Below are 19,880 nucleotides of genomic sequence, written 5' to 3' on the forward strand. Positions count from 1 at the left end.
AATTCCACCGGCGTAATCGGCGCACGCCCGCGTCGACGAGGACCGAGGTGCCACTGAATGCCGGCAGCTATTCGCTGCCAGCGTCCGGTGGCACCTTCCATGAACTCGCCCACGCCGCGCCGACGTTGCCGAAAGAAATTCTCCGGGAATGCACGCCATTTACCGGAGCGGCGCCGCACCCGGCATTATTCGCCTTCTGCCGCGAGCATGTCAATGCTGACCCGAGCACGGGCCCAAACGGCCTGTGCGGAGCGGGGGCAGGGCCCATCTGCGACAGTGGCCGTACAGGGCGGCGGTCGCGGATCGGACGTTCAATCAACTCCTGTGTACTTCCTGTAAAGGATGCGTAATCGACTGTCGCGCACCGTCTACTTCGCGTCAACCGTTGACAATTAACCCGGGTGAGTGAATTACTGACCGGTACCTGACGACTCGATAGGGCGTGGCGTTGCCAGCACGCTGCGTGGGAGGGCTTACGTGACCGCTGGGATGGCACCCCGGAGTGCTTCACGACCGACCGGTACCGTCGGCCGGAACGGTGGACGGATATCCCAACGGGATACCGGGACTTCGTATCTGCTGCAGAACGGGGACGGAACGCTGGGGGTCATCCGCCGCCTCGGTGCCGCCGTCGTCTGGGATCCGGGCTTCCAGTCCGCGTTCCCGGGCGAGGCGGCGGCGATGGCGGGGCTGGAGGAACCCCGTATCGCCGCACCGGAGCGCTATGTCGTCGATGCCACCGGACGGATCGTCTCGGTGGTCCGCCGGTTCTTTGAAAGCGCCCCGCTGGACGGGCTGTTGGCCGGGCACCCTCGGGGGCTGGACGCGCAGACGGCGGCCGTCGTGGTCGGCGACGTGCTGACCGCGCTGTGCGCGCTGCACCACCAGGGGGTGCCGCACCGCGGCGTGGGCGCGGAGCAGGTGCTGGTCGGTGCGGACGGAGTGTGCGTCCTGGTGGACGCCGGACTGTCGGCCCGGCCCTGGTCGCCTGACATAGCCTCACCCGAACAGGGCAGCACGGAACTTGAGGAGGCCAGCGCCCGGGAGCGGCTGGCCGCCATGGCCGACGACCTCGTCGCCGCAGCGGACCTGTTCGCCGACTGTCTCGCCCCCGACCGTCCGGCCGCCGCATTACTGCCGCTGCCGGGAGACGCCCCGGCGCCGGACGGAACGCCCGGCACCGTGCCCAACCCCTGGCCCAACGCCGTGCCCGACGCCCTGCCCACCGCCGCGCCGGGCCGGCTCAGCGCCGTACTGGCCGGGGCGAAGGAGCCGCGGTCCAACGGGCCGAGCACCGCCGCCGAGCTGCTGGCCGCGTTCACCTCGGCGACCAGGTCCTTCGACCCCGGGTGGGACGAACGCAGTCGCGAGCAGCTGGCCGCCCTGGTCCAGGAGAGCCTGCAGGCACCGGCCCGCTTCCGTGACCGGGTCCGCCTCCGCTGGAACCGGCAACCACCCCCGGACCCCGGCAGCGGCCCCGGCCCGGGCGGCGACCCAGGAAGCCCGGCAGCAGGCCGGCGCGCCCGCGCGCGTCCGACCCGCCGCGCCGAACAGCACGGCCCGAAGCATCCGGGCGCTGCGGACCGGACCTGGATCCGCGCCGCGATCCTCTACGCGGCCATGCTGGCGGTGGTGATCGTCGGGGTGACCGCGATCGCGCTCTCCGGCGACGACTCCCCGGCCGCGCCGAAGACCTCGCAGCCTCCTCAGCCCCCCGCAGTGCCCAGTCAGCAGCCCTCCCAGGCAGTCGTCGGCACCGCGACGGCGCTGGTGTCGGCGTCGAAGGTCGCCGCGGCCAGCACCACCGCGGCCACGGCCACCGCAGTCGCCGCTCCCGCACCGGTGCCGTCGACGTCGCACGTTCACGCGTCCCCCGTCGCGTCGGCGACGCCGAGCGCGACCTCGGCCGGCTGGTCCCAGCAGATATTCCTCTGGTCGGACGGCTGGATCGACCACTACAGCATCGACAGCTGGGCGCAGAGCGACCTGGTGCTCAGGAACGATCTGGCCGTCACCGCCCTGGACGTCCGGGTCCGCATCGCCGTCACCCCGCAGCTGTCCTACACCGGTGCCTGGTCCACGGTCCCGGACGAGTCCATGGTCACCACCGTCACCCGCCAGGACGGCTGGCTGGTCTACGAGTTCGTCCTGGACGCGGGCGTCACCATGGCCCCGGGCAGCTACGAGTTCGCCGCCCAGTACGACCACGCCCAGGGCTACCGGGACACCGGCGCGGACAGCTACAGCATCGTCGCGGTCGCGGCCGGCCGCCGGATGGAGGTGTCCGGCGGCTTCTCCGGGGACCAGCGCCCGCCGGCCCAGCCGCCGGGCGGCCGTTCTAGGCGTCGGTGATCCGCAGCGGCAGGCCGAAGCAGGCGAACACCTCCGGTTCGATGAAGACGGTGGTGCGACTGATGCCGGACTCCGTGACGGTGAAGACCTGGAGCGTGCCCAGGGTGTACCCGCCGTCCGCCGCGCGGGCGTAGACGGCCAGGGCGGGCTGCCCGTTGGCGTGGGCCGGCAGCATCCGCCAGTCCGTGCCGTAGAGCGTGTAGATGCGGGCGATGAACCGGACGTACTCGTCGCGGCCGCGGTACCAGTTGAGGAACGGCGGCATCTCCATGACGGCGTCCTCGGTCAGCAGCTTGGCCAGCGCCGTCAGGTCGGCGCTCTCGAAGGCGACGACATAGCGCTCGACCTGGGCGCGGTGGCCGGGGTCGGCGGACTCGTGGATCTGGTCCTCGCCCAGACCGGCCTCGCCGAGCCGGCCCCTGGCCCGTTGCAGCGCGCTGTTCACCGCGGCGGTCGACATGTCCAGCGCCGCGGCCACCTCGGCGGCGGGCCAGTCCAGCACCTCGCGCAGGATCAGCACGGCGCGCTGACGAGCCGGCAGGAACTGCATCGCGGCGACGAAGGCCAGCCGCAGCGATCCGCGCGCCAGCAGCACGCCCGCCGGGTCCCCCAGCATCGCGTCGGGGATCGGCTGCAGCCAGGGCACCTCCTCGCCGCGGATCAGCGGCTCGTCCGGGTCGGTACCCGGCGCACCGAGTCCGGACGGCAGCGGGCGGCGGCTGCGCTGGTCGAGCGCGGTCAGGCAGGCGTTGGTGGCGATCCGGTAGAGCCAGGTGCGCAGCGACGCCCGGCCCGGGTCGTAGCGGTCGTACGCCCGCCAGGCCCGCAGCAGGGTCTCCTGCAGCAGATCCTCGGCGTCGTGCACCGACCCGAGCATCCGGTAGCAGTGCGCGAGCAGCTCCCGCCGGAACGGATCGGTGCGGACCGTGAACTCCTCGGCGAAGCCCCCACCGGTCGCTGCCGCCGGCCTGTCCCCCACGTGCTCCACCCTGCCTCCATCGCGCGTCCGGTCCGGCTCTGATGCCCACCCGTACCTACCGGCCGGACCCCGGGAACTCATCGCCGCGCGGGCGACGAATTCCCGGGCCGCCGGACCGCCGGCCGCACCGCCGGCCACCGCACCGTCGGATCAGATGGATCCGCGCAGCTTGGCCAGCGCCTCCTCGAGCAGGATGTCGCCCTCCTCCTGCGAACGGCGCTGGCGCAGGTATCCCAGGTGCGTCATGTACGGGGCGGTTCCCGCCGGGACCGGCAGGTTGTCCCGGTCCCGGCCCGCGACCAGGCCGCACTTGGGGCAGTCCCAGACATCGGGGTGGTCGGCGCCGAGGGCGAAGCCGATGCGCACCTCGTGCCCGTTGCCGCACCAGAACGAGACCACGGTGCGCGGGGCCAGCTCACCGCGCTCGTTCTCCCCCATCGGTCCCGCCCCGACCTGACTGCCCCTGATACCGCCGCGTCCCGCCACGCCCACCACTCCTCGTTCAGACTCCCACGCCCCAAGCCGTACCTGCGGCGGTCGCCAAGCCTACGGCCCCGCGCGGGGTGGCACCGCACCGAAGCCCGACCGGAGGCCCGACCTGGCCGACCTAGCCGCGCAGCCAGTGCCGGCGTCCCAGGCTGATCAGGCGCAGCTGGCGGCGGGCGGTGGCGGTGATGCGCTGTTCCGCGGCGGCGTCGCCGTCCGCGTCCAGCAGCGCGGCGGCGGTGCTGACGGTGTGGTCCACGTAGAGGTCGGCCAGCATCCTGACGTCCTGCGGGTCCCAGCCCTCGGACTCCGGCTGCGCGGCCAGGTCGCGGGCCAGGTCGTCGGCGAACTGCCGGAAGCGGGCGTCGATCGCGTCGCGCACCGGCTGCACGCCGCCGTGGCGCTCGCGGGCCAGGAAGCGGAAGTGGGCGCGGTGCAGCCGCACGTACTCGGCTATCACGTCGACGGTGCGGTCGATCACCTCGTCCGGGGCGGCCCGTTCGGAGCGGATGGTCCTGACCATCACCCGCAGGCTGCCGAAGGACTCGTCCACCAGAGCCACGCCCAGCTCGGACAGGTCACGGAAGTGCCGGTAGAAGGCGCTGGGCGTGATGCCCACCTCGCGGGTGACCTCGCGCAGGCCGACGCTGCTCAGGCTCTGGTGTTCGAGCAGCCGCAGGCCGGCGTCCAGGAGGGACTGCCGGGTCTGCTGCTTCTGGGCCTGCCGGGTTCCGAGGGTGTGGCTCACGTCATACAGTAAACAACTGTTCTCCCGACCTGGCGAGGGCGGGGCAGGGGTAGTCTGAACGAGGTCAGTGAACAGATGTACTCTCAATTGCCGAACGGAAGCGTCATGGCACTCCTGATCGGACTCCTCGCCCTCAGCTCGCTGCTGTGGGGCGCCTCCTCCTACCTCAGCCCCGCCGCCCAGGCCGTCGCCGCCGTCTTCGTCGGCGGCTGGCTGATCGTCTTCGCCCTCCGCGAGCGGGCCGCCCGGGCCCGCCGCCGTGCCGCACAGGGGAACTGACCGATGGCCACCTCCCAGCCCACTTCCCAGCCCGTCCCCCAGCCCGCCTCCCGGCTCGGCAGCAACGCGGCGGGCAACGACACCGCGGTCGCGTCCTTCATCATCGGACTGCTGGGCCTGTTCATCCTCAACGTCGTCCTGGGCCCGCTGGCGCTGGCCCTGGCCGCCGTCTCGCTGGCGCGCGGGACCCGGCGCCGCGGGCGCGCCCTGCTCGGCCTCGCCCTGGGCGCGGCGGACCTGGTGGTGCTCGGCGTGCTGATGACCACCCACACCGGCGGCATCATCCTGCACCTCGGCATCTGAGCCGGCTCCCTCAGACCCCGGCGGGGTGACCCGCCGGGGTCAGCTCCAGTTCGTAGGTCTGACCGATCAGATCGGCCCCGAAACTGCGGTGCGGCTCCTCCTTCAGCAGCCGGAACCCCGCGGCGAGGTAGATGCTGCGGGCCGCCGCCAGCGGGTGGTTGGTCCACAGCTGCATCCGCCGGTACCCGGCCTCGCGCACGAACTCCACGCACTCGGCCACCAGCCGGGTGCCGAGACGGTGCCCCCGGGCGGCCGCATCGACCAGCAGCAGCCTCAGCTGGGCGGTGCCGGGCTCCGCGCCGGCCACGCAGAACACGCAGCCCACCCGGCGGCCGTCCAGCTCGGCGACCCAGGCGGCCTCCCGGGCCGGATCGGGGCCGGCCGCGAAGTCCGCGACGATCCGGGCCACCAGCGCCTCGAAGCTGCCGTCCCAGCCGAACTCCGCCACGTACTGCTCGCCGTGGGCCATCACCACCCAGCCCAGATCCCCCGGCCGGTCGGCCGGCCTGATCACCGCTCGCGCCTCACCCATCGGAACCCTCCCCGGCAGTCGAACTGAAACGACTGTTTCAGTAAAGCATAATGGCCAAGGTGAACGCCTCGGCTCCGGCGGATTCGCTCCGCAAACGGCAACTCCTCGAACTGGCCTACACCCACGTCCTGGACCACGGACTCGCGGGGATGTCGCTGCGCCCGCTCGCCGAGGCGATCGGCAGCAGCCCGCGGGTGCTGCTGTTCCTGTTCGGCAGCAAGGACGGGCTGGTGCAGGCCCTGATCGCGCGCGCCCGCGAGGACGAGCTGCAGATGCTGGAGACGCTGCGGCTGACACCGCGCCAGTACGACCTGGCCCATGTCGGCGAGGCGGTCTGGGGCTGGCTGGCCGATCCGCGGCACCGCCGGATGCCCACCCTGTGGGCCGAGGCCTACACCCGCTCGCTGGTCGACGACTCGGGACCGTGGGCCGGCTTCGCCCGGGAGACCGTCACCGACTGGCTGGAGGTCTTCGCCGCCGCCCAGGACCCGGCCCACCGCGCCACCGCGCAGGGCCTGAGCGAACGCACCCTGCTGCTCTCGGTGCTCCGCGGCGCGCTGCTCGACCTGCTCGCCACCGGGGACACCGCCCGCACCACCGCGGCCGTCAGCGCCCACCTGCGGAGCCTGGCACACCCCCGCCGTTGAGCCGGCCCGCGGCGGCGTCGGCGAGCGGGGTCGACAGCGGGAAGTGGCAGGCCGCGGTGTGCTCCGGGCCGAACGCGCGCATCACCGGCTGCTCCTCCGCGCAGCGTTCCCGGGCCAGCGGGCAGCGGGTGCGGAAGCGGCAGCCCGAGGGCGGGTCGACCGGGCTGGGCAGTTCGCCGCTGATGCCGGTACCGCGCTTGGCCCGCTCCAGCTCCGGATCGGGCACCGGGACGGCCTTCAGCAGCCCGGCGGTGTAGGGGTGGGCGGCGCGCAGCTGGATGTCGTCGGCGCTGCCGACCTCGACCATCCGGCCCAGGTACATCACCCCGATCCGGTCGGCGAGGTAGCGCACCACCGCCAGGTCGTGCGAGATGACGACGTACGACAGTCCGTGCGCCGCCTGCAGACGGTTCATCAGGTTGAGCACCTGGGCCCGGACCGAGACGTCCAGCGCGGACACCGGCTCGTCGGCGACGATCAGCTTCGGGGTGAGCGCCAGTGCCCGGGCCAGGCCGATGCGCTGGCGCTGACCGCCGGAGAACTCGTGCGGGTACAGCTCCGCGCCGCGCTCGGGCAGGCCGACCTCGGTGAGCAGTTCGGCGACCCGGGCCTTCTGCTGGCGGGCCGTGCCGATGCCCTGGATCTGCAGCGGTTCGCGCAGGATGCTGCCGACCCGCATCCGGGGGTCCAGCGAGGAGTACGGGTCCTGGAACATCATCTGCAGGTCGCGGCGGCGCTCGCGCAGCTCGCGGCCGCGCAGCCGGCCGAGGTCGGTCCCGTCCAGGGTGACCGTGCCGGTGTCGGGGCGGTCCAGGCCGACCAGCAGCCGGCCCAGCGTGGTCTTGCCGCAGCCGGACTCGCCGACCAGGCCGAAGGTCTCGCCGGGTCCCAGTTCGAGGGAGACTCCGGAGAGGGCGTGCACCACGCGGCGGGCGCGGCCCGGCAACCGGTTCCCGTGGACCGGGAACTCCCGTACCAGGTCCCGTGCTTCGAGCAGCGGCCGGTCGGCCGATGACGGTGACGGTGACGGTGACGGACCGTCAGGGCGCGGCACCGCGGCGGTGGTGCCGGCGGGCAGCGGGCCGCTGGTGGGGTGCCAGCAGGCGTAGCGGTGATCGTCCGCACCGGTCAGCTGCGGCTCCTCGGTGCGGCAGCGGTCGGTGGCGTAGCGGCAGCGCTCGGCGAAGCGGCATCCGCCGGGCGGCGCGGTCAGGTCCGGCGGCCGGCCCGGGATGGTGGGCAGCTGCACCGACGGGTCCTGGTCCAGCCGGGGCACCGAGGCCAGCAGGCTCTGGGTGTAGGGGTGGCGCATGCCGCGGAACAGCCGGTCGGTGCCGGTGCTCTCGGCGATGCGGCCCGCGTACATGACGTTGACCCGGTCGGTGTGGCCGGCGGTGACCCCCATGTCATGGGTGATCAGGATCATCGCCATGCCGAGCCGGGTGCGCAGGTCGGCCAGCAGGGCCAGGATCTGGGCCTGGATGGTGACGTCCAGGGCCGTGGTGGGCTCGTCCGCGATCAGCACCCGGGGCTCGTTGGCGAGCGCCATCGCGATCAGCACCCGCTGCCGCAGACCGCCGGACAGCTGGTGCGGATAGTCCTTCAGGCGCTCGCGCGGGTGCGGCAGGCCGACCAGGCCGAGGACCTCGGCGGCCCGCTCGGTCGCCTCGGCCCGGGTGCAGCCGCGGTGCAGCAGCACGGACTCGGCGACCTGGTGGCCGATGGTCTTGGTGGGGTCCAGGGAGGTCATCGGGTCCTGGAAGACCATGGCGATGTCGTTGCCGCGCACCCGGCGCAGCTCACGGTCGGGCAGTCCCACCAGCTCGCGCCCGTCCAGCAGCACCGAGGAGTCGCCGACGACCGCGCCGCCGGGCGGCAGCAGACCCATGAGGGAGAGTCCGGTCATGGACTTGCCGCAGCCGGACTCACCGACCAGGCCCAGGGTCTCGCCGGCCTCCAGGGTGAAGGAGACGTCGTCCACGGCCCGGACGACCCCGCGACGGGTCCTGATGTGGGTGGTGAGGTTGCTGACCTCGAGCAGGGGCATGCGCGTTGTCCTCGGATCAGTTGCGGCGTTCAGGAGCTCAGGGGCGTTGCAGCCGGACGTCCAGGGCGTCGTGGACGGCGTCGCCGATCAGGTTGAAGGCCACCACGGTGACGATCAGGATCGCCGCGGGCGGGTAGACCAGCCACCAGTAGCCGTCGTACAGGGAGTTGAGGCCGGCCGAGAGCATGGTGCCCCAGTCGGCGTGCGGCGGCGGCAGCCCCAGTCCGAGGAAGCTGAGGGCCGACAGGGTGAGGATCGAGTCGGCGATGGTGAAGGTGCCGCTGACGATGATCACACCGGCGGCGTTGGGGACCAGATGGCGCAGCACGATGCGCCCGCCGGTGCCGCCCATCATCCGCGCCGCCTGGACGAACTCCCTGGTCCGCAGGGACAGTACCTCGCCCCTGACCAGCCGCGCGGCCCCGAGCCAGGACAGCAGCGAGAGCAGCAGGATGATCCCCCACAGCGTGGGCGTGAACACGCTGACCATGATCAGCAGCAGCACGATGCCGGGGATGGCGAGGAAGGTGTCGATCACCCGCATCATCACCGCGTCGACGATGCCGCCGAGGTAGCCGGCCACGGCGCCGTACAGGGTGCCGATGACGGTCGTGGTGAGGGCCACCGCGAAGCCGAGTTCGAGCGAGGACCGGCCGCCCTCCATCAGCCGTCCCAGCACGTCGTACCCGGAGGCGTCGGTGCCCAGCGGATTCCCGCTGCCGGGCGGCAGGTCGGCGAGGTCCAGCTGGACGGTGACCTGGTCGGTCCGGTAGAGCAGCGGTCCGATGAAGCAGAACGCGGCGATCACCGCGACCATGCCCAGTCCGACCAGGGCGCGCCGGTTGCGGACGAACGCCTCCGCCCACAGCCGTCCGGAGCCGCGCGGCACGGTCGGGGCGTCCACCGGCTGCGGCAGGTCCAGGGGCTCCAGCGGTTCCAGGGGTTCGATGGGTTCAAGCGTCGACATAGCGGATCCGGGGGTCGAGGAGGCTGTAGGCGATGTCGGCGAACAGGCTGCCGACGACGGTGGCCACACCGACCACCAACGTCGAGCCGAGCATGATCGGGTAGTCCTTGCTGGTGGCGGCCTGGTAGAAGAGCAGCCCCATACCCGGGTAGTTGAAGACCGACTCGGCGATCACCGCGCCGGCCACCACCCCCGGGGCCGACAGCCCCAGCACGGTGATCACCGGCAGCAGCGAGTTGCGCAGCACGTGCCGCCGCAGCACCAGCCGTTCCGGCAGTCCCTTGGCGCGGGCCACCTGGACGTACTCCTGGGCCAGGGTGCCGATCGCCGAGGACCGCATGTACCGGCTGAAGCCGGCCACGCTGACCAGGGTCAGCGTGACCACCGGCAGCACCAGGGCGCGCGGGTCGGCCAGGATCCCGGCCACGGACTCCGCCTGCGGCGCCTCGGAGGGCAGCAGGTGCAGCTGCACCGAGAAGACCGCGATCAGCAGCAGGGCGAAGAAGAAGTCCGGCATCGAGTACAGCACGAAGGAGACCACGGTGAAGACGTGGTCGGCGACCCGGCCCCGGCGCACCGCCTGGAAGATCCCCATCGGCAGCGCCACCGCGAGCGCCAGCAGCGTGGACAGCCCCAGCAGCACGGCGTCGCGCGGCAGCCTCTGCGCCAGCAGCGTGGACACCGGCTGGTTCAGCGAGTAGGAGGTGCCGAAGTTGCCCTCGGCGGCCTGCTTCACGAAGGTCACGAACTGCGCCGCCAACGGCCGGTCAAGACCGTTGGCAGCGTTGAACACCGCGATCCGCTCGGCCGTGGCCCGGGTCCCCAGGGTGGCCCGGGCGGCGCTGCCCGGCACCAGGTGGATCATGACGAACGTCAGCACCATGACGCCGATCACCACCACGATCGCCTCGCCGGTGCGCCGGATGAGGTAGGTGGTCACAGCGTCCCCGTCACGAGCTGTAGCCCCAGTCCTCGAAGTCCTGGGCGGCCGAGAACGGGTTGAGCGGGACGACGCCCTGCAGGTTCTTCCGGTAGACCAGCAGGCTCTCCCGCAAGGGGAGCCACAGCCAGGGGAGCTGCTGGGCCGCGTAGTCCTCGTACTCGCTGAACGCCTGGGTCGAGGAGCCGTACTCGGTGGCCTTGATCAGCTGGTCCATCTTCGAGTCGGAGTAGCCGCCGGAGTTGCTGGAGCCGCCGGTGTCGAAGAACCCGGTGCCGTTGGGGTAGAGCGGGTACGGGTCGTAGCCGAACTCGGCCAGCTGCCAGCCGCAGCCGGAGGACGGGTGGGAGGCCGCGGTGCAGGTGCCGATCGTGCTGATCAGCGTGTTGAACGGCTCCGACTTGAGGTTGACGGTGATGCCCGCCTGGGCCTCGGAGGACTTGATGGCCGCGTTCTGCTCGTCCGTGGTGGCCCGGCCGGAGGAGTAGACCAGGTTGAACGTCAGCGGCTGGCCCGCGGTGATGCCCGCCCCGCACTGCGCGGCGCCGGTCCCCGGGCTCGCGCACGTGGTCGTCCCGCCCGGCACCACCTTCCAACCGTGCGCCTGCAGCAGCGCCTTGGCCTTGGCCGGGTCGTACGGGTAGGGGCCGCCGGACTTCTCCAGCGGCGAGGCCCAGGCCCCGCTGGCCTTGACCGGCACCGGCCCGTTGCCCGGGTCGGCATAGCCGTTGTAGACCTTGGAGACGATCTGGTTGCGGTCGATCAGGGACTCCATCGCCTGACGGACGTACAGCTGCCGGAGCACGGCGCCGACCGCGGAGTTGTACAGGTTGGGTTCGATCTCGGCCACGCCCGGGATCGGCACGCTGGCGATCGAGTAGCCGCTCGACTCCAGCGCCTGCGCCTGCTTGACGTCGGTCAGCGGAAGCGAGGCGATGTCCAGGGCACTGCCCGAACGCAGGGCGTTGATCTCGGGGGTGTCCGAGGTGAAGGGCGAGAAGACGACCTTGTCCAGGTTGGCCTTGGCGGTGCCGGAGTACTGCGGGTTGGGCACATAGCTGTAGTAGCCGTTGCTCCGGAACTCGGACAGCTTCCAGGGTCCGTCGACGACCTGCCACAGCGGGTTGGTGTTGAAGCCGGTGGTCTTGGCGCCCTCCTTCTGCAGGTAGGCGTAGACGGCCTTGGCGCCCGCGGTCGTGGTGTCGGCGTCACCGACCGCCGCGGTCGCGGAGGTCTTGTCCCAGGCGTGCTGGGGCAGCAGCGGGATGGTGCTGAGGACGTCGTCGGTGTAGAAGTCCGGGTTGTACGCCTGGGTGAGGTCCAGCACCACGGTGTGGGCGTCCGGGGTGGACACCTTGGCGACGTCCTCGGGGAAGAGCCCGACCAGGTGGGCGCTCCAGTTCGAGGCGTTCGCCTTCAGCAGGTTGTAGACGAAGGTGAAGTCCCGGCTGGTCACCGGCTGTCCGTCGGACCAGTTCCAGCTCTTGAGCTTGATGGTGATCCGCTTGTCGCCGTTGGAGTAGTCCAGGGAGCTGAACAGGCTCTTGTCCTTGTTCACCACCGAGTTGGCGCCGTCGCCCGCGTAGACCAGGTACGGCCACAGCGGCTGGGTGAGGTTGGCGTTGTAGCCGTTCTGGTTGGTCGCCGGAACCAGCGGGAAGATGAAGTCGGGCTGCGCGCCCACCTCCGCGATGGTGACCGTCCCGCCCTTCTTGACCGGGAGCTTCGTCGCGCTGGCGCTCTCGCCGTTGCTGATCGCCCCGTGGCCGCCGCCCCCGCCGCCCGAGCAGCCGACAGCAAGGACCGCCAGAGCCGTCGCGCAGGCGGCGACTCTCAGTCGTTGGACAGCGCGCATAGGTGCCCCCGTCTCCCTCATTCGCTTCGTACTCTGCTTAAATCGGTCAATATCTGGCATGCGCATGACACCAGTTGTTGCATGGGAGTACCCCAGCCCCACCAGGTTCATACCCGTCCCGACCAAACGATCGGTCCGCGACTGATGCCTACACGACGGTCACGGCACCCCGGAGGACGGCCTCGAACAGGCTGCCCGGGGTGATCATGGTTCATTCTTAGCCCGGCCGACGGCCACTCACAACGCTCCGAATGTTGCAGCATTGCGAAATCTCGCCAGGCCGCTCCGGCGGGCGGCTACGCCCGTCCCGGCCAACCGGGACCGGGCGTCACCAGACCGCTCTCGTAGGCGACCACCACGGCCTGGGCCCTGTCCCGCAGCCCGAGCTTGGCCAGGATCCGGCCGACATAGGTCTTGGTGGTCTGCTCGGCGATGACCAGGTCGTCGCTGATCTCGGCGTTGGACAGGCCGCGGGCGATCAGTCGCAGCACCTCGGTCTCGCGCCGGGTGAGCACGTCGAGCGCCGGCGCGGGCGGCGTGTCCTGGCGCGGGAGCCGGGCGAAGTCGGCGATCAGACGCCTGGTCACCGTCGGCGCCAGCAGCGCCTCCCCGGCGGCCACCACCTGGACCGCGTGCACCAGTTCGGCGGCGGTGGCGTCCTTGAGCAGGAACCCGCTGGCCCCGGCCCGCAGCGCCTCGTAGACGTAGTCGTCCAGGTCGAAGGTGGTCAGCATCAGCACCCGCGGCCGCTCCTGCTCCACGCTGCCGCGCAGGATCTCCCTGGTCGCCCGGAGTCCGTCCATCACCGGCATCCGCACATCCATCAGCACCAGGTCGGGCGACAGCTCCCGGGCCAGCGACACCGCCTCGGCGCCGTCCGCCGCCTGACCCACGACCTGCAGGTCGCGCTGGGCGGCGAGGACCGCGGCGAAGCCCTCACGCACCATCGCCTGGTCGTCCGCGATCAGACAGCGGGTCCGGACCGGCCCGGCCGCGCTCATGACGCGTCCCCGAGCGGGAGCACCGCGGACACCACGAACCCGCCGACCGGCGTCGGCCCGGCCGACAGCGATCCGCCGAGCAGCGCCACCCGCTCGTGCATCCCGGTCAGCCCGTGACCTCTTCCGTGCTCGTGCCCGTCCTCGTGCCCGTGCCTGCGCTCGTTCTGCTGCCCGTTCCCGTGCCCCGAGCGGGCGTTGGAACCGGCCGGGCCGTTGGCCACCCGGAGCTGGACGGCGCCCGCGTCGTGGTCCACCGACACCGTCACCGCCGCGCCCGGAGCGTGCCGGCTCGCGTTGGACAACGACTCCTGCACGATCCGGTAGGCGCACACCCCCACTCCGGCCGGCACCCGGCCGAGTTCCGCGCGCACCGACAGGCTGACCTCCACGCCCGCCCGCCGGGCGGCGTCGACCAGCGCCGGCACCTCGGCCAGCTGCGGCTGCGGCGCGAGCCCGGCGGCCCGGTCCTGGCGCAGCACGCCGAGCAGCCGCCGCATCTCCGTCAGCGCCTCGCGGGCCACCTCGCTCAGCGCCCCGAACTCGGCCCGGGCCGGATCCGACAACTCGTCAAGCCGGAAGGGCGCCGTCTCGGCCCGGACCGCGATCAGCGACAGGTGATGGGCCACCACATCGTGCAGTTCCCTGGCGATCCGGGTGCGCTCCTCCAGCACCGCGCGCCGGGCCCGCTCGGTGTCGGTGTGCACGGTCTGCGTGGCCAGCTCGCGCTGGGTGCGCAGCCGGGAGCCGAGACTGTCCACCGCGACGGCGGCGGCGGTGAACATCACCGTGGCACTGGCCGGGCCGTTCAGGTTCGGCATGTCCATAACCAGCCACCACCCCCAGGGGACCAGGCTGAGTGCCCACATCCAGCACACCGCCGCCCGCCGCTGCCGCACCGCCGCCAGGCAGAACACCGCGAGCATCGCCAGCAGCTGCGGCGGCCCCCAGGGCCAGCCGCCCCACCACGCGGCCGGCAGCCACGGCGCGAGCAGCAGCGCGAGCCACCCGATCCGCCAGGCCGCCATCGGATACCGCACCGCGAGCAGCAGCGGCAGCACCACCACGACCGCGAGCACCCTCTGCCCGACGCCGGCCGGCGACCCGCCACCGTCCGAGGCCGGCCCGTTCACCTGCGCCGCGTTGAGCAGGCACAGCAGCGCAGTCGCCACCGCCGACACGGCGAACTCGGCCCGGCGGCCCTGCTCGGTGCGCGGGCTCCGGGCCGGAGCCGGATCGGAGCCGATGAGCACCTGGACCAGGGCGTGCCAGGCCGCCGACACGATCCCTGGCAGCTGATTCACGGTCCCAGCGTAGGGCGCCGCAGCCGTCCGATCATCACACCCGGATGGTCATACCCAGGTATGACTCCGCCCGCGCCGGGCCCGGAACGCCCCCGGTGGTAGCACCGCGGATCGGGCTCCCTGGGGTGACGATCCGTCCCGGCCCGACGGGCAGCCTTGGGAGTCAGTCAACGATCCACTAGGGGGCAACACGATGAACATCGAGATCACCGGCCTGACCCGGCGCTTCGGCGCGGTCCAGGCGGTGGCCGGGGTGGACCTGCAGGTGGGTCCGGGGGTCTTCGGGCTGCTGGGGCCGAACGGCGCGGGCAAGACCTCGCTGCTGCGGATGATGGCAACGGCGGTGCCGCCCTCCTCGGGCCGTCTGCGGCTGCTCGACCGCGATCCGGGCCGCTACGGCCCGCGCCGCGAGATCCGGCGCAGACTCGGCTACCTGCCGCAGAACCCCGGCTACTACCCGGGGTTCACCGTGGCGGAGTACGTCGAGTACTTCGCGCTGCTGAAGGAGGTGCCGCCGGCCCGCACCCGCACTGCGGTCGCCACCGCGATCGACAGGGTCGAACTCGGCGACCGCCGGAAGGCCAGGCTGCGCACCCTGTCCGGCGGCATGCTGCGCCGGGTCGGCATCGCCCAGGCCATCGTCAACGAACCGGAGCTGCTGCTGCTCGACGAGCCGACCGCGGGCCTGGACCCGGAGCAGCGGGTGACGTTCCGTTCGCTGCTCCGGGACCTGGGGCAGCGCGCGACCGTGGTGGTGAGCACCCACCTGGTCGAGGACGTCGCGGCCGCCTGCGCCCGGGTCGCCCTGATGGACCGCGGCCGGATCGTCTTCCACGGCACCCCGGACGGTCTCGCCGCCAGCGGCGACGGCCAGGCCGCCGGGGACACCCCGATCGAGCGCGGCTACAGCGCCGTCCTCGCGCAGGCACGGTCATGAGCGCGGCGACGTCCGCCCCGGCGGCGGCCGACCAGCGACCGGCCGCCACCCGGGCGGACCTGGTGGTACTGCGACTGCTGCGGCTGGAACTGCGCCACAACGCGATGGCGTGGCTGCTGCCGATCGCGATCGGACTGTTCTGGCTCACCACCTACCGCAAGGACATGGCCCAACTGCCGCTGTGGAACCTGCGCGCGGCCGGGCTGCAGAGCGGCGCGGTGCTCGACTTCGCCGTCCCGGTGACCGGCGCCGCGGCCTGGACCGCGTCACGGGAGGCCCGCCGCCGGCTCACCGACCAGGTGAGCGTCACCGCCCGGCCGCGGTGGGCCCGGCTGCTCGCCCCCTGGGCTGCCACCACCATCTGGGCCCTGGTGGCCTACCTGGGCTGCGCGGCCGTGCTGTACGGGGTGACGGAACATCAGGTGGGCTGGGGCGGCCCGCTGTGGTGGCCGGCCGCGGTCGGCGCCGCGAGCCTGCCCGCGTTCTCCGCCCTCGGCTTCGCCGTCGGCACCTTCCTGCCCAGCCGCTTCACCGCGCCGCTGGCGGCCATCGCCGCCTTCTTCCTGCTCGCACTCACCACCCAGCCGATCCACGGCAGCCAATCCGCCTGGCAGATCTCACCCATCGTCACCGGACCCTGGGACCTGGGTCCCCAAGGGGTCTCGGCGACCTTCTACCCCTTCGTCCCCGACCTGCCCATCGCCCAGGTGATGTTCCTCGCCGGGGTCACCGCCGCACTGCTCGCCCTGCTCGCACTGCCCGCCGGCTGGGCCGGCCGGTCGGTGCGGGTGGCCGCGACCGGCCTCACGACGGCCGGTCTGCTGGCGGCCGGGACCGCGGTCGCGCTGGCCGGGACCGGCACCATGGACGCACAGGGCATGATCGACATCCCGGCGCTGCACAACACCGCCGACGACCAGCCGCTCCGGTTCACCCCGGTCTGCAGCGACACCGCCATCCCGGTCTGCCTCAATCCCGCCTACGCCGCCGAGCTGCACCTGGTGACCGACACCCTGACACCGCTGCTCGACCAGCTCGCCGGCCTGCCCGGCGCGCCGACCCGGATCCTGCAGACGGGCGTGGTCCTCCAGCAGGCCAGCAACGGCGTCTCCGCCCGACCTGCCGCCCCGCGCGCCAGCGGTACCGCGCACGTGTTCCCGCTGGTGCTCCCCGATGAACTGCCGGGCCCCTCGATGACCGCCAAGGGGTTGGCAAGCCAGCTGCAGGACCAGCTGGCGCAGTCCTACGGCCCCAACCTGGTCGCCCGCCTGGTCGACTACCAGCCCGGCGAATCCCCGGCCCAGGACGCGGTGGCCAAGGGGCTGCTGCTGGCGGCGGGCCTGCCCGGGGCCCAGGCGCCGTCCAGCGGACCGGACCGGGCGGACCCCAACCCGTGGCCGGACCTGGCCCCGGGGACCCCGGCCTACGCGGCAGCGGAACGCTTCGCCGCACTGCCGGCCTCCACCCGGCACGCCTGGCTGGTGCAGCACCTGGCGGCGCTGCGCGCCGGCCGGATCACCCTGGCGCAGCTCCCGTGACCGGCGAACAGCGGACCGACCCGCGACTGAGCGGCCGGCAGCGGACCGGCGCCTGGCTGCCCACCCTCCGGCTGGTGCGGCTGTACGCCGTGGGCCGCAGGGTCCCGTGGGCGCTGCTGGCGACGGTGGTCTGCGCCATCGGACTGCGGCTCACCCTGCTCGGGCACTGGGACGCCTACGGCGCACTGCAACTGCCGCTGATCTTCGAGGCCGCCGTCGCGGTGAGCATCGCGGCCACCGTGGCCGGCCCGTTCGGCGAACCGGAACGCGTGACCGGCCGCTGGCTGCCGTTCCTGCGACCGGCCGTCACGGTCGCACTGACCGCGGCGGCGGTCGGGCTGCTGGCCGCCGCCGGAACCGGCGGACACCTCACCGGCGGCACGCTGGACGTGCTGCGCAACGTCGCCGGGTTCACCGGCATCGGCCTGCTGTGCGCCGCCGCGATCGACGGCGCGCTGTCCTGGACCGGACCGACGGCCTATCTGGTCGCCGCGGTGTACGCGCTCTACACCCAGTGGCACCCGCCGGCGCTGACCACCCCGTGGCTCTGGCCCGCCCGCCCACCGCACGATCTGGGCGCCGCCCTCTGCGCCGCCCTGGTCTTCGCCTGCGGCCTCGCCGCCATCACCCCCCGCGGAGCCCGCGACCGCCCCGGCAGCCCCGCCGCGACCTGACGACCTGACCACCTGCCCACCAACTCACCCGGCGCCGCCCGGCCGGACCCCGGCCGGGCAGCGCCGGCCGGGGTCCGGGGTCGGGGTCGGGTCGTCAGCAGCTCAGCGGCTGGACCAGCAGGTCGTCCGCTGCGAACGACGAGCCGGCGCTGCCTCCCGGCACCCGCAGCCGGACCTGCGCGGCCGCCCCCGCACCGGTGGTCAGGTGGGCAGTGGCCAGTCGGATGCCGTTGACGTAGACGTCATAGGTACCGGCGGACGGGTGCAGGACCAGGGAGACCGATAGCCAGACCGAGGCCGGGTAGGCGAAGGAGCTGTCGGTCCAGGTGCCGCTGTCGGTGTAGGCGGCGTTGCCGTCGGCGGCCAGGCTGAACTGCGCCACCGGGTTGCCCGAGGCGTCCAGGAGATGGAGTCCCACGGCCGCACCCGTCTGCCCCGCCCACAGCCGCGCGTCCACGCGGACGTCACCGGAGGGCGCCGCGATGGACTGGGCCACCGTCAGATCGCTGCTCTGGCCGGTGAGTCGGAGCGATGACCCGTACTCCCCCGTGGCCGGATCGGTGCCGACCAGGGCTCCGGACGCGGTCCCGGTGACGGTCCAGCCGGTGGGGACCGCGCCGCTGGTGTCCGTGTTGAAGGTGTCGGCGATCGGCGGCGTGCAGACGGCCGCGCCCTGGTAGGCGCCGATGTCGACCGCTCCGGTCGCCGGAACCGCGTTGCCGAAGTAGTCCAGCCCCCCGTCCGAGGCGACCTGCACGCCCGCGGACAGGGCGGCGGACCCGGTGGCGAGTTGGTAGCCGTAGGGGTCGGCGAGCTCGCGGCCGTTGAGCAGCGGCGCGCCGGTCACGGAGTTGGTCGCCCCGGACGGGACCGGCACGTCGTAGAAGAGGTTGTGGTCGATGACCCAGGCCGGGTCGCTGAGCGTCCAGCCGACGGTGCCGGAACTCCCGTGCCGGACAACGGCGTTGTCGGTGAACTTCACGTCCAGGGTCGAACTGGTCGACTCGGTGACGATCTGTTGGCTGATGCCGCCGGCCAGGTAGAGGGTGTTGTGGTAGATCTGACCGTTCTTCAGCGCCCCGTCGCAGACCTGGAACCCGCGCGCGCCGTCGTTGACGGAGATGTTGTCGCGGATGACGAAGTCGCTGGTGGGCGTGTTGTAGGGGCAGAGCAGGAAGAAGCCGCCCTGGTTGTCGTGCGAGACGTTGTACTGGAAGACCACGCCGTCGGTGGAGTGGTCCACGTCGTAGGCCATGCCGTCGGAGGTGCTGTTGCCGCCGGAGGTGTCGTTGTACTGGAAGGTGGCGTCCACGCTGTTGGCGGTCCACATCCCGGCGTTGGGCGAGCCGGAGCGCTCATTGAAGCCGCGCAGGGTGTTGTGCTGGACCAGGGTGTCCTGACCGGTCATCGGCGCGATGCCGTCACCGCCGATGTCCCAGAGGAGGTTCCCGCTGACGACCAGGTCGGTGTAGGGGGTCCAGGCTGCCGTGCACAGGGTGTCCCAGAAGGCGGCGAGTCGGGAGCTCTGGCACCAGTTGGACCAGGTGTAGATCCCCTGGCGGTCCACCGCGTGGATGCGGTTGTCCAGGATCTGCAGCCCGGCGAAGGCGGTGGGGGTACTGCTGCCCTGGGCCTCGACCACGATGCCGCCGGAGGCGTTGGCGTACTTCCCGGTCCCGTTGCCGGTGGTCGTCTTCGCCGGCAGCGCGCCGCGGACGTCGTGGATGTCCAGGTCCTGCAGCACGATCCCGGGCAGGGTGCCGGCGTCCTCCGCGTAGACGTAGACGCCGCGCCGAGCCGTGGTGTTGTCGCCGGGGGCCGACAGCGAGAGGTTGCGCAGGTGCAGGTAGGACTCGTCGGAGAGCAGCACGGCCTGGGTGGCTCCGTCGGCGTCGATGGCCGGCAGCGTGCCGCTGCCGTAGGCGTCGACCAGGATCGGGGCCGCGGCGGTGCCGGAGCCGTGCGGGGTGAAGCTGCCCAGGCAGGTGGTGCCCCGGTCGAACAGGACGGAGTCACCCGGCTGGAGGGCGAGCGCGTTGACGTCGGCCAGGGAGTTGAAGGGGGCGGTCTGACTGCCGCCGCCGTCGCTGGAGGCGGCGCAGTCGACGTAGTAGGCGGTACCGGTACTGGTGCCGGTCGTGGCAGCGGCGGCGGGGGCCGGATTGAGCGGCAGCACGGCGGCGCAGAGGGCGGCGGCGAGCGTGGCGGCGAACGCGAGCAGCGCCCGCCGCTTTCGGATCGAGGGCGACGACTTCGAGGGCGACAACAGGGGTCCTCCTTCATGACGGGTGGCT

Annotated in this window: 18 protein-coding genes; 7 read left to right on the forward strand and 11 right to left on the reverse strand. The window is 72.4% G+C overall.

All coding sequences use genetic code 11. The features are described 5' to 3' along the window. Positions 1 to 489 precede the first annotated feature (489 nt). Positions 490 to 2,352: a protein kinase gene (locus tag IF29_RS43420; RefSeq protein ID WP_332262534.1), complete on the forward strand. Its 1,863-nt coding sequence runs from the start codon at positions 490 to 492 to the stop codon at positions 2,350 to 2,352. Here IF29_RS43420 and IF29_RS0111695 read toward each other — a convergent pair. From IF29_RS0111695 to IF29_RS0111705, 3 genes are all read right to left on the reverse strand, one after another. Further along, a complete protein-coding gene (locus IF29_RS0111695; RefSeq protein ID WP_051725220.1) occupies positions 2,339 to 3,331 on the reverse strand; it encodes a sigma-70 family RNA polymerase sigma factor in 993 nt (330 codons plus the stop codon). The two genes, IF29_RS43420 and IF29_RS0111695, sit on opposite strands and share 14 nt — an antisense overlap. Before the next feature lie 150 nt (positions 3,332 to 3,481). Beyond that, on the reverse strand, positions 3,482 to 3,817 hold the full coding sequence (locus IF29_RS0111700; protein ID WP_084713949.1) for an RNA polymerase-binding protein RbpA: 336 nt from the start codon (positions 3,815 to 3,817) through the stop codon (positions 3,482 to 3,484). Between the two features lie 121 nt (positions 3,818 to 3,938). After that, positions 3,939 to 4,565 (reverse strand): TetR family transcriptional regulator, encoded by a 627-nt coding sequence (locus IF29_RS0111705; RefSeq protein ID WP_030253142.1) that lies wholly within the window; start codon positions 4,563 to 4,565, stop codon positions 3,939 to 3,941. Positions 4,566 to 4,670: 105 nt separating this feature from the next. Here IF29_RS0111705 and IF29_RS45915 point away from each other — a divergent pair, with 105 nt between their 5' ends. Both IF29_RS45915 and IF29_RS0111715 read left to right on the forward strand, forming a co-directional pair. After that, positions 4,671 to 4,844, forward strand: a complete 174-nt coding sequence (locus IF29_RS45915) for a hypothetical protein (RefSeq protein ID WP_157623693.1) — start codon at positions 4,671 to 4,673, stop codon at positions 4,842 to 4,844. A 3-nt stretch (positions 4,845 to 4,847) separates the two neighbouring features. Further along, on the forward strand, positions 4,848 to 5,147 hold the full coding sequence (locus IF29_RS0111715) for a hypothetical protein (RefSeq protein ID WP_030253144.1): 300 nt from the start codon (positions 4,848 to 4,850) through the stop codon (positions 5,145 to 5,147). Positions 5,148 to 5,157: 10 nt separating this feature from the next. On the opposite strand, the gene IF29_RS0111720 is transcribed toward IF29_RS0111715, so the two are convergent. Continuing rightward, a complete protein-coding gene (locus IF29_RS0111720) occupies positions 5,158 to 5,679 on the reverse strand; it encodes a GNAT family N-acetyltransferase (RefSeq protein ID WP_030253146.1) in 522 nt (173 codons plus the stop codon). Positions 5,680 to 5,738: 59 nt separating this feature from the next. On the opposite strand from IF29_RS0111720, the gene IF29_RS0111725 reads away from it, so the two are divergent. Continuing rightward, a complete protein-coding gene (locus tag IF29_RS0111725; RefSeq protein ID WP_030253148.1) occupies positions 5,739 to 6,326 on the forward strand; it encodes a TetR/AcrR family transcriptional regulator in 588 nt (195 codons plus the stop codon). On the opposite strand, the gene IF29_RS0111730 is transcribed toward IF29_RS0111725, so the two are convergent. The 6 genes from IF29_RS0111730 to IF29_RS0111755 all read right to left on the reverse strand — a co-directional run bounded on the left by IF29_RS0111730 (position 6,286) and on the right by IF29_RS0111755 (position 14,437). Beyond that, positions 6,286 to 8,373, reverse strand: coding sequence for an ABC transporter ATP-binding protein (locus tag IF29_RS0111730; RefSeq protein ID WP_051725193.1), 2,088 nt, complete (start codon positions 8,371 to 8,373; stop codon positions 6,286 to 6,288). The two genes, IF29_RS0111725 and IF29_RS0111730, sit on opposite strands and share 41 nt — an antisense overlap. Positions 8,374 to 8,410: 37 nt before the next feature. Further along, positions 8,411 to 9,340: an ABC transporter permease gene (locus tag IF29_RS0111735; protein ID WP_030253152.1), complete on the reverse strand. Its 930-nt coding sequence runs from the start codon at positions 9,338 to 9,340 to the stop codon at positions 8,411 to 8,413. After that, a complete protein-coding gene (locus IF29_RS0111740) occupies positions 9,327 to 10,280 on the reverse strand; it encodes an ABC transporter permease (RefSeq protein ID WP_030253154.1) in 954 nt (317 codons plus the stop codon). The genes IF29_RS0111735 and IF29_RS0111740 overlap by 14 nt, the downstream gene beginning before the upstream one ends. 10 nt (positions 10,281 to 10,290) lie before the next feature. Then, positions 10,291 to 12,135 (reverse strand): ABC transporter substrate-binding protein, encoded by a 1,845-nt coding sequence (locus IF29_RS0111745; RefSeq protein ID WP_030253156.1) that lies wholly within the window; start codon positions 12,133 to 12,135, stop codon positions 10,291 to 10,293. 296 nt (positions 12,136 to 12,431) lie between these two features. Next, positions 12,432 to 13,136, reverse strand: a complete 705-nt coding sequence (locus tag IF29_RS0111750) for a response regulator (RefSeq protein ID WP_030253157.1) — start codon at positions 13,134 to 13,136, stop codon at positions 12,432 to 12,434. Next, entirely contained in the window at positions 13,133 to 14,437 is a 1,305-nt protein-coding gene (locus IF29_RS0111755; protein ID WP_051725194.1) for a sensor histidine kinase, read from the reverse strand. Before IF29_RS0111755 ends, IF29_RS0111750 begins: the two co-directional genes overlap by 4 nt. Positions 14,438 to 14,630: 193 nt before the next feature. Here IF29_RS0111755 and IF29_RS0111760 point away from each other — a divergent pair, with 193 nt between their 5' ends. The 3 genes from IF29_RS0111760 to IF29_RS0111770 are packed head-to-tail and all read left to right on the forward strand — an operon-like array spanning position 14,631 to position 17,586. Next, the gene (locus IF29_RS0111760) at positions 14,631 to 15,374 is read left to right on the forward strand and encodes an ABC transporter ATP-binding protein (protein ID WP_030253160.1); all 744 of its coding nucleotides are present in this window, start codon (positions 14,631 to 14,633) and stop codon (positions 15,372 to 15,374) included. Further along, entirely contained in the window at positions 15,371 to 16,912 is a 1,542-nt protein-coding gene (locus tag IF29_RS0111765; RefSeq protein WP_030253161.1) for a hypothetical protein, read from the forward strand. The genes IF29_RS0111760 and IF29_RS0111765 overlap by 4 nt, the downstream gene beginning before the upstream one ends. Then, positions 16,909 to 17,586 carry a hypothetical protein gene (locus tag IF29_RS0111770; protein ID WP_030253162.1) on the forward strand — a complete coding sequence of 226 codons (678 nt, stop codon included), beginning with the start codon at positions 16,909 to 16,911 and terminating at the stop codon, positions 17,584 to 17,586. Before IF29_RS0111765 ends, IF29_RS0111770 begins: the two co-directional genes overlap by 4 nt. 94 nt (positions 17,587 to 17,680) lie before the next feature. Here IF29_RS0111770 and IF29_RS43425 read toward each other — a convergent pair whose 3' ends face one another. After that, complete coding sequence (locus tag IF29_RS43425) at positions 17,681 to 19,852, reverse strand: right-handed parallel beta-helix repeat-containing protein (RefSeq protein WP_051725195.1); 2,172 nt, start codon at positions 19,850 to 19,852, stop codon at positions 17,681 to 17,683. Positions 19,853 to 19,880: the final 28 nt, after the last annotated feature.

Source organism: Streptacidiphilus jeojiense, assembly GCF_000719095.1.
Classification (GTDB): Bacteria; Actinomycetota; Actinomycetes; order Streptomycetales; family Streptomycetaceae; genus Streptacidiphilus; species Streptacidiphilus jeojiensis.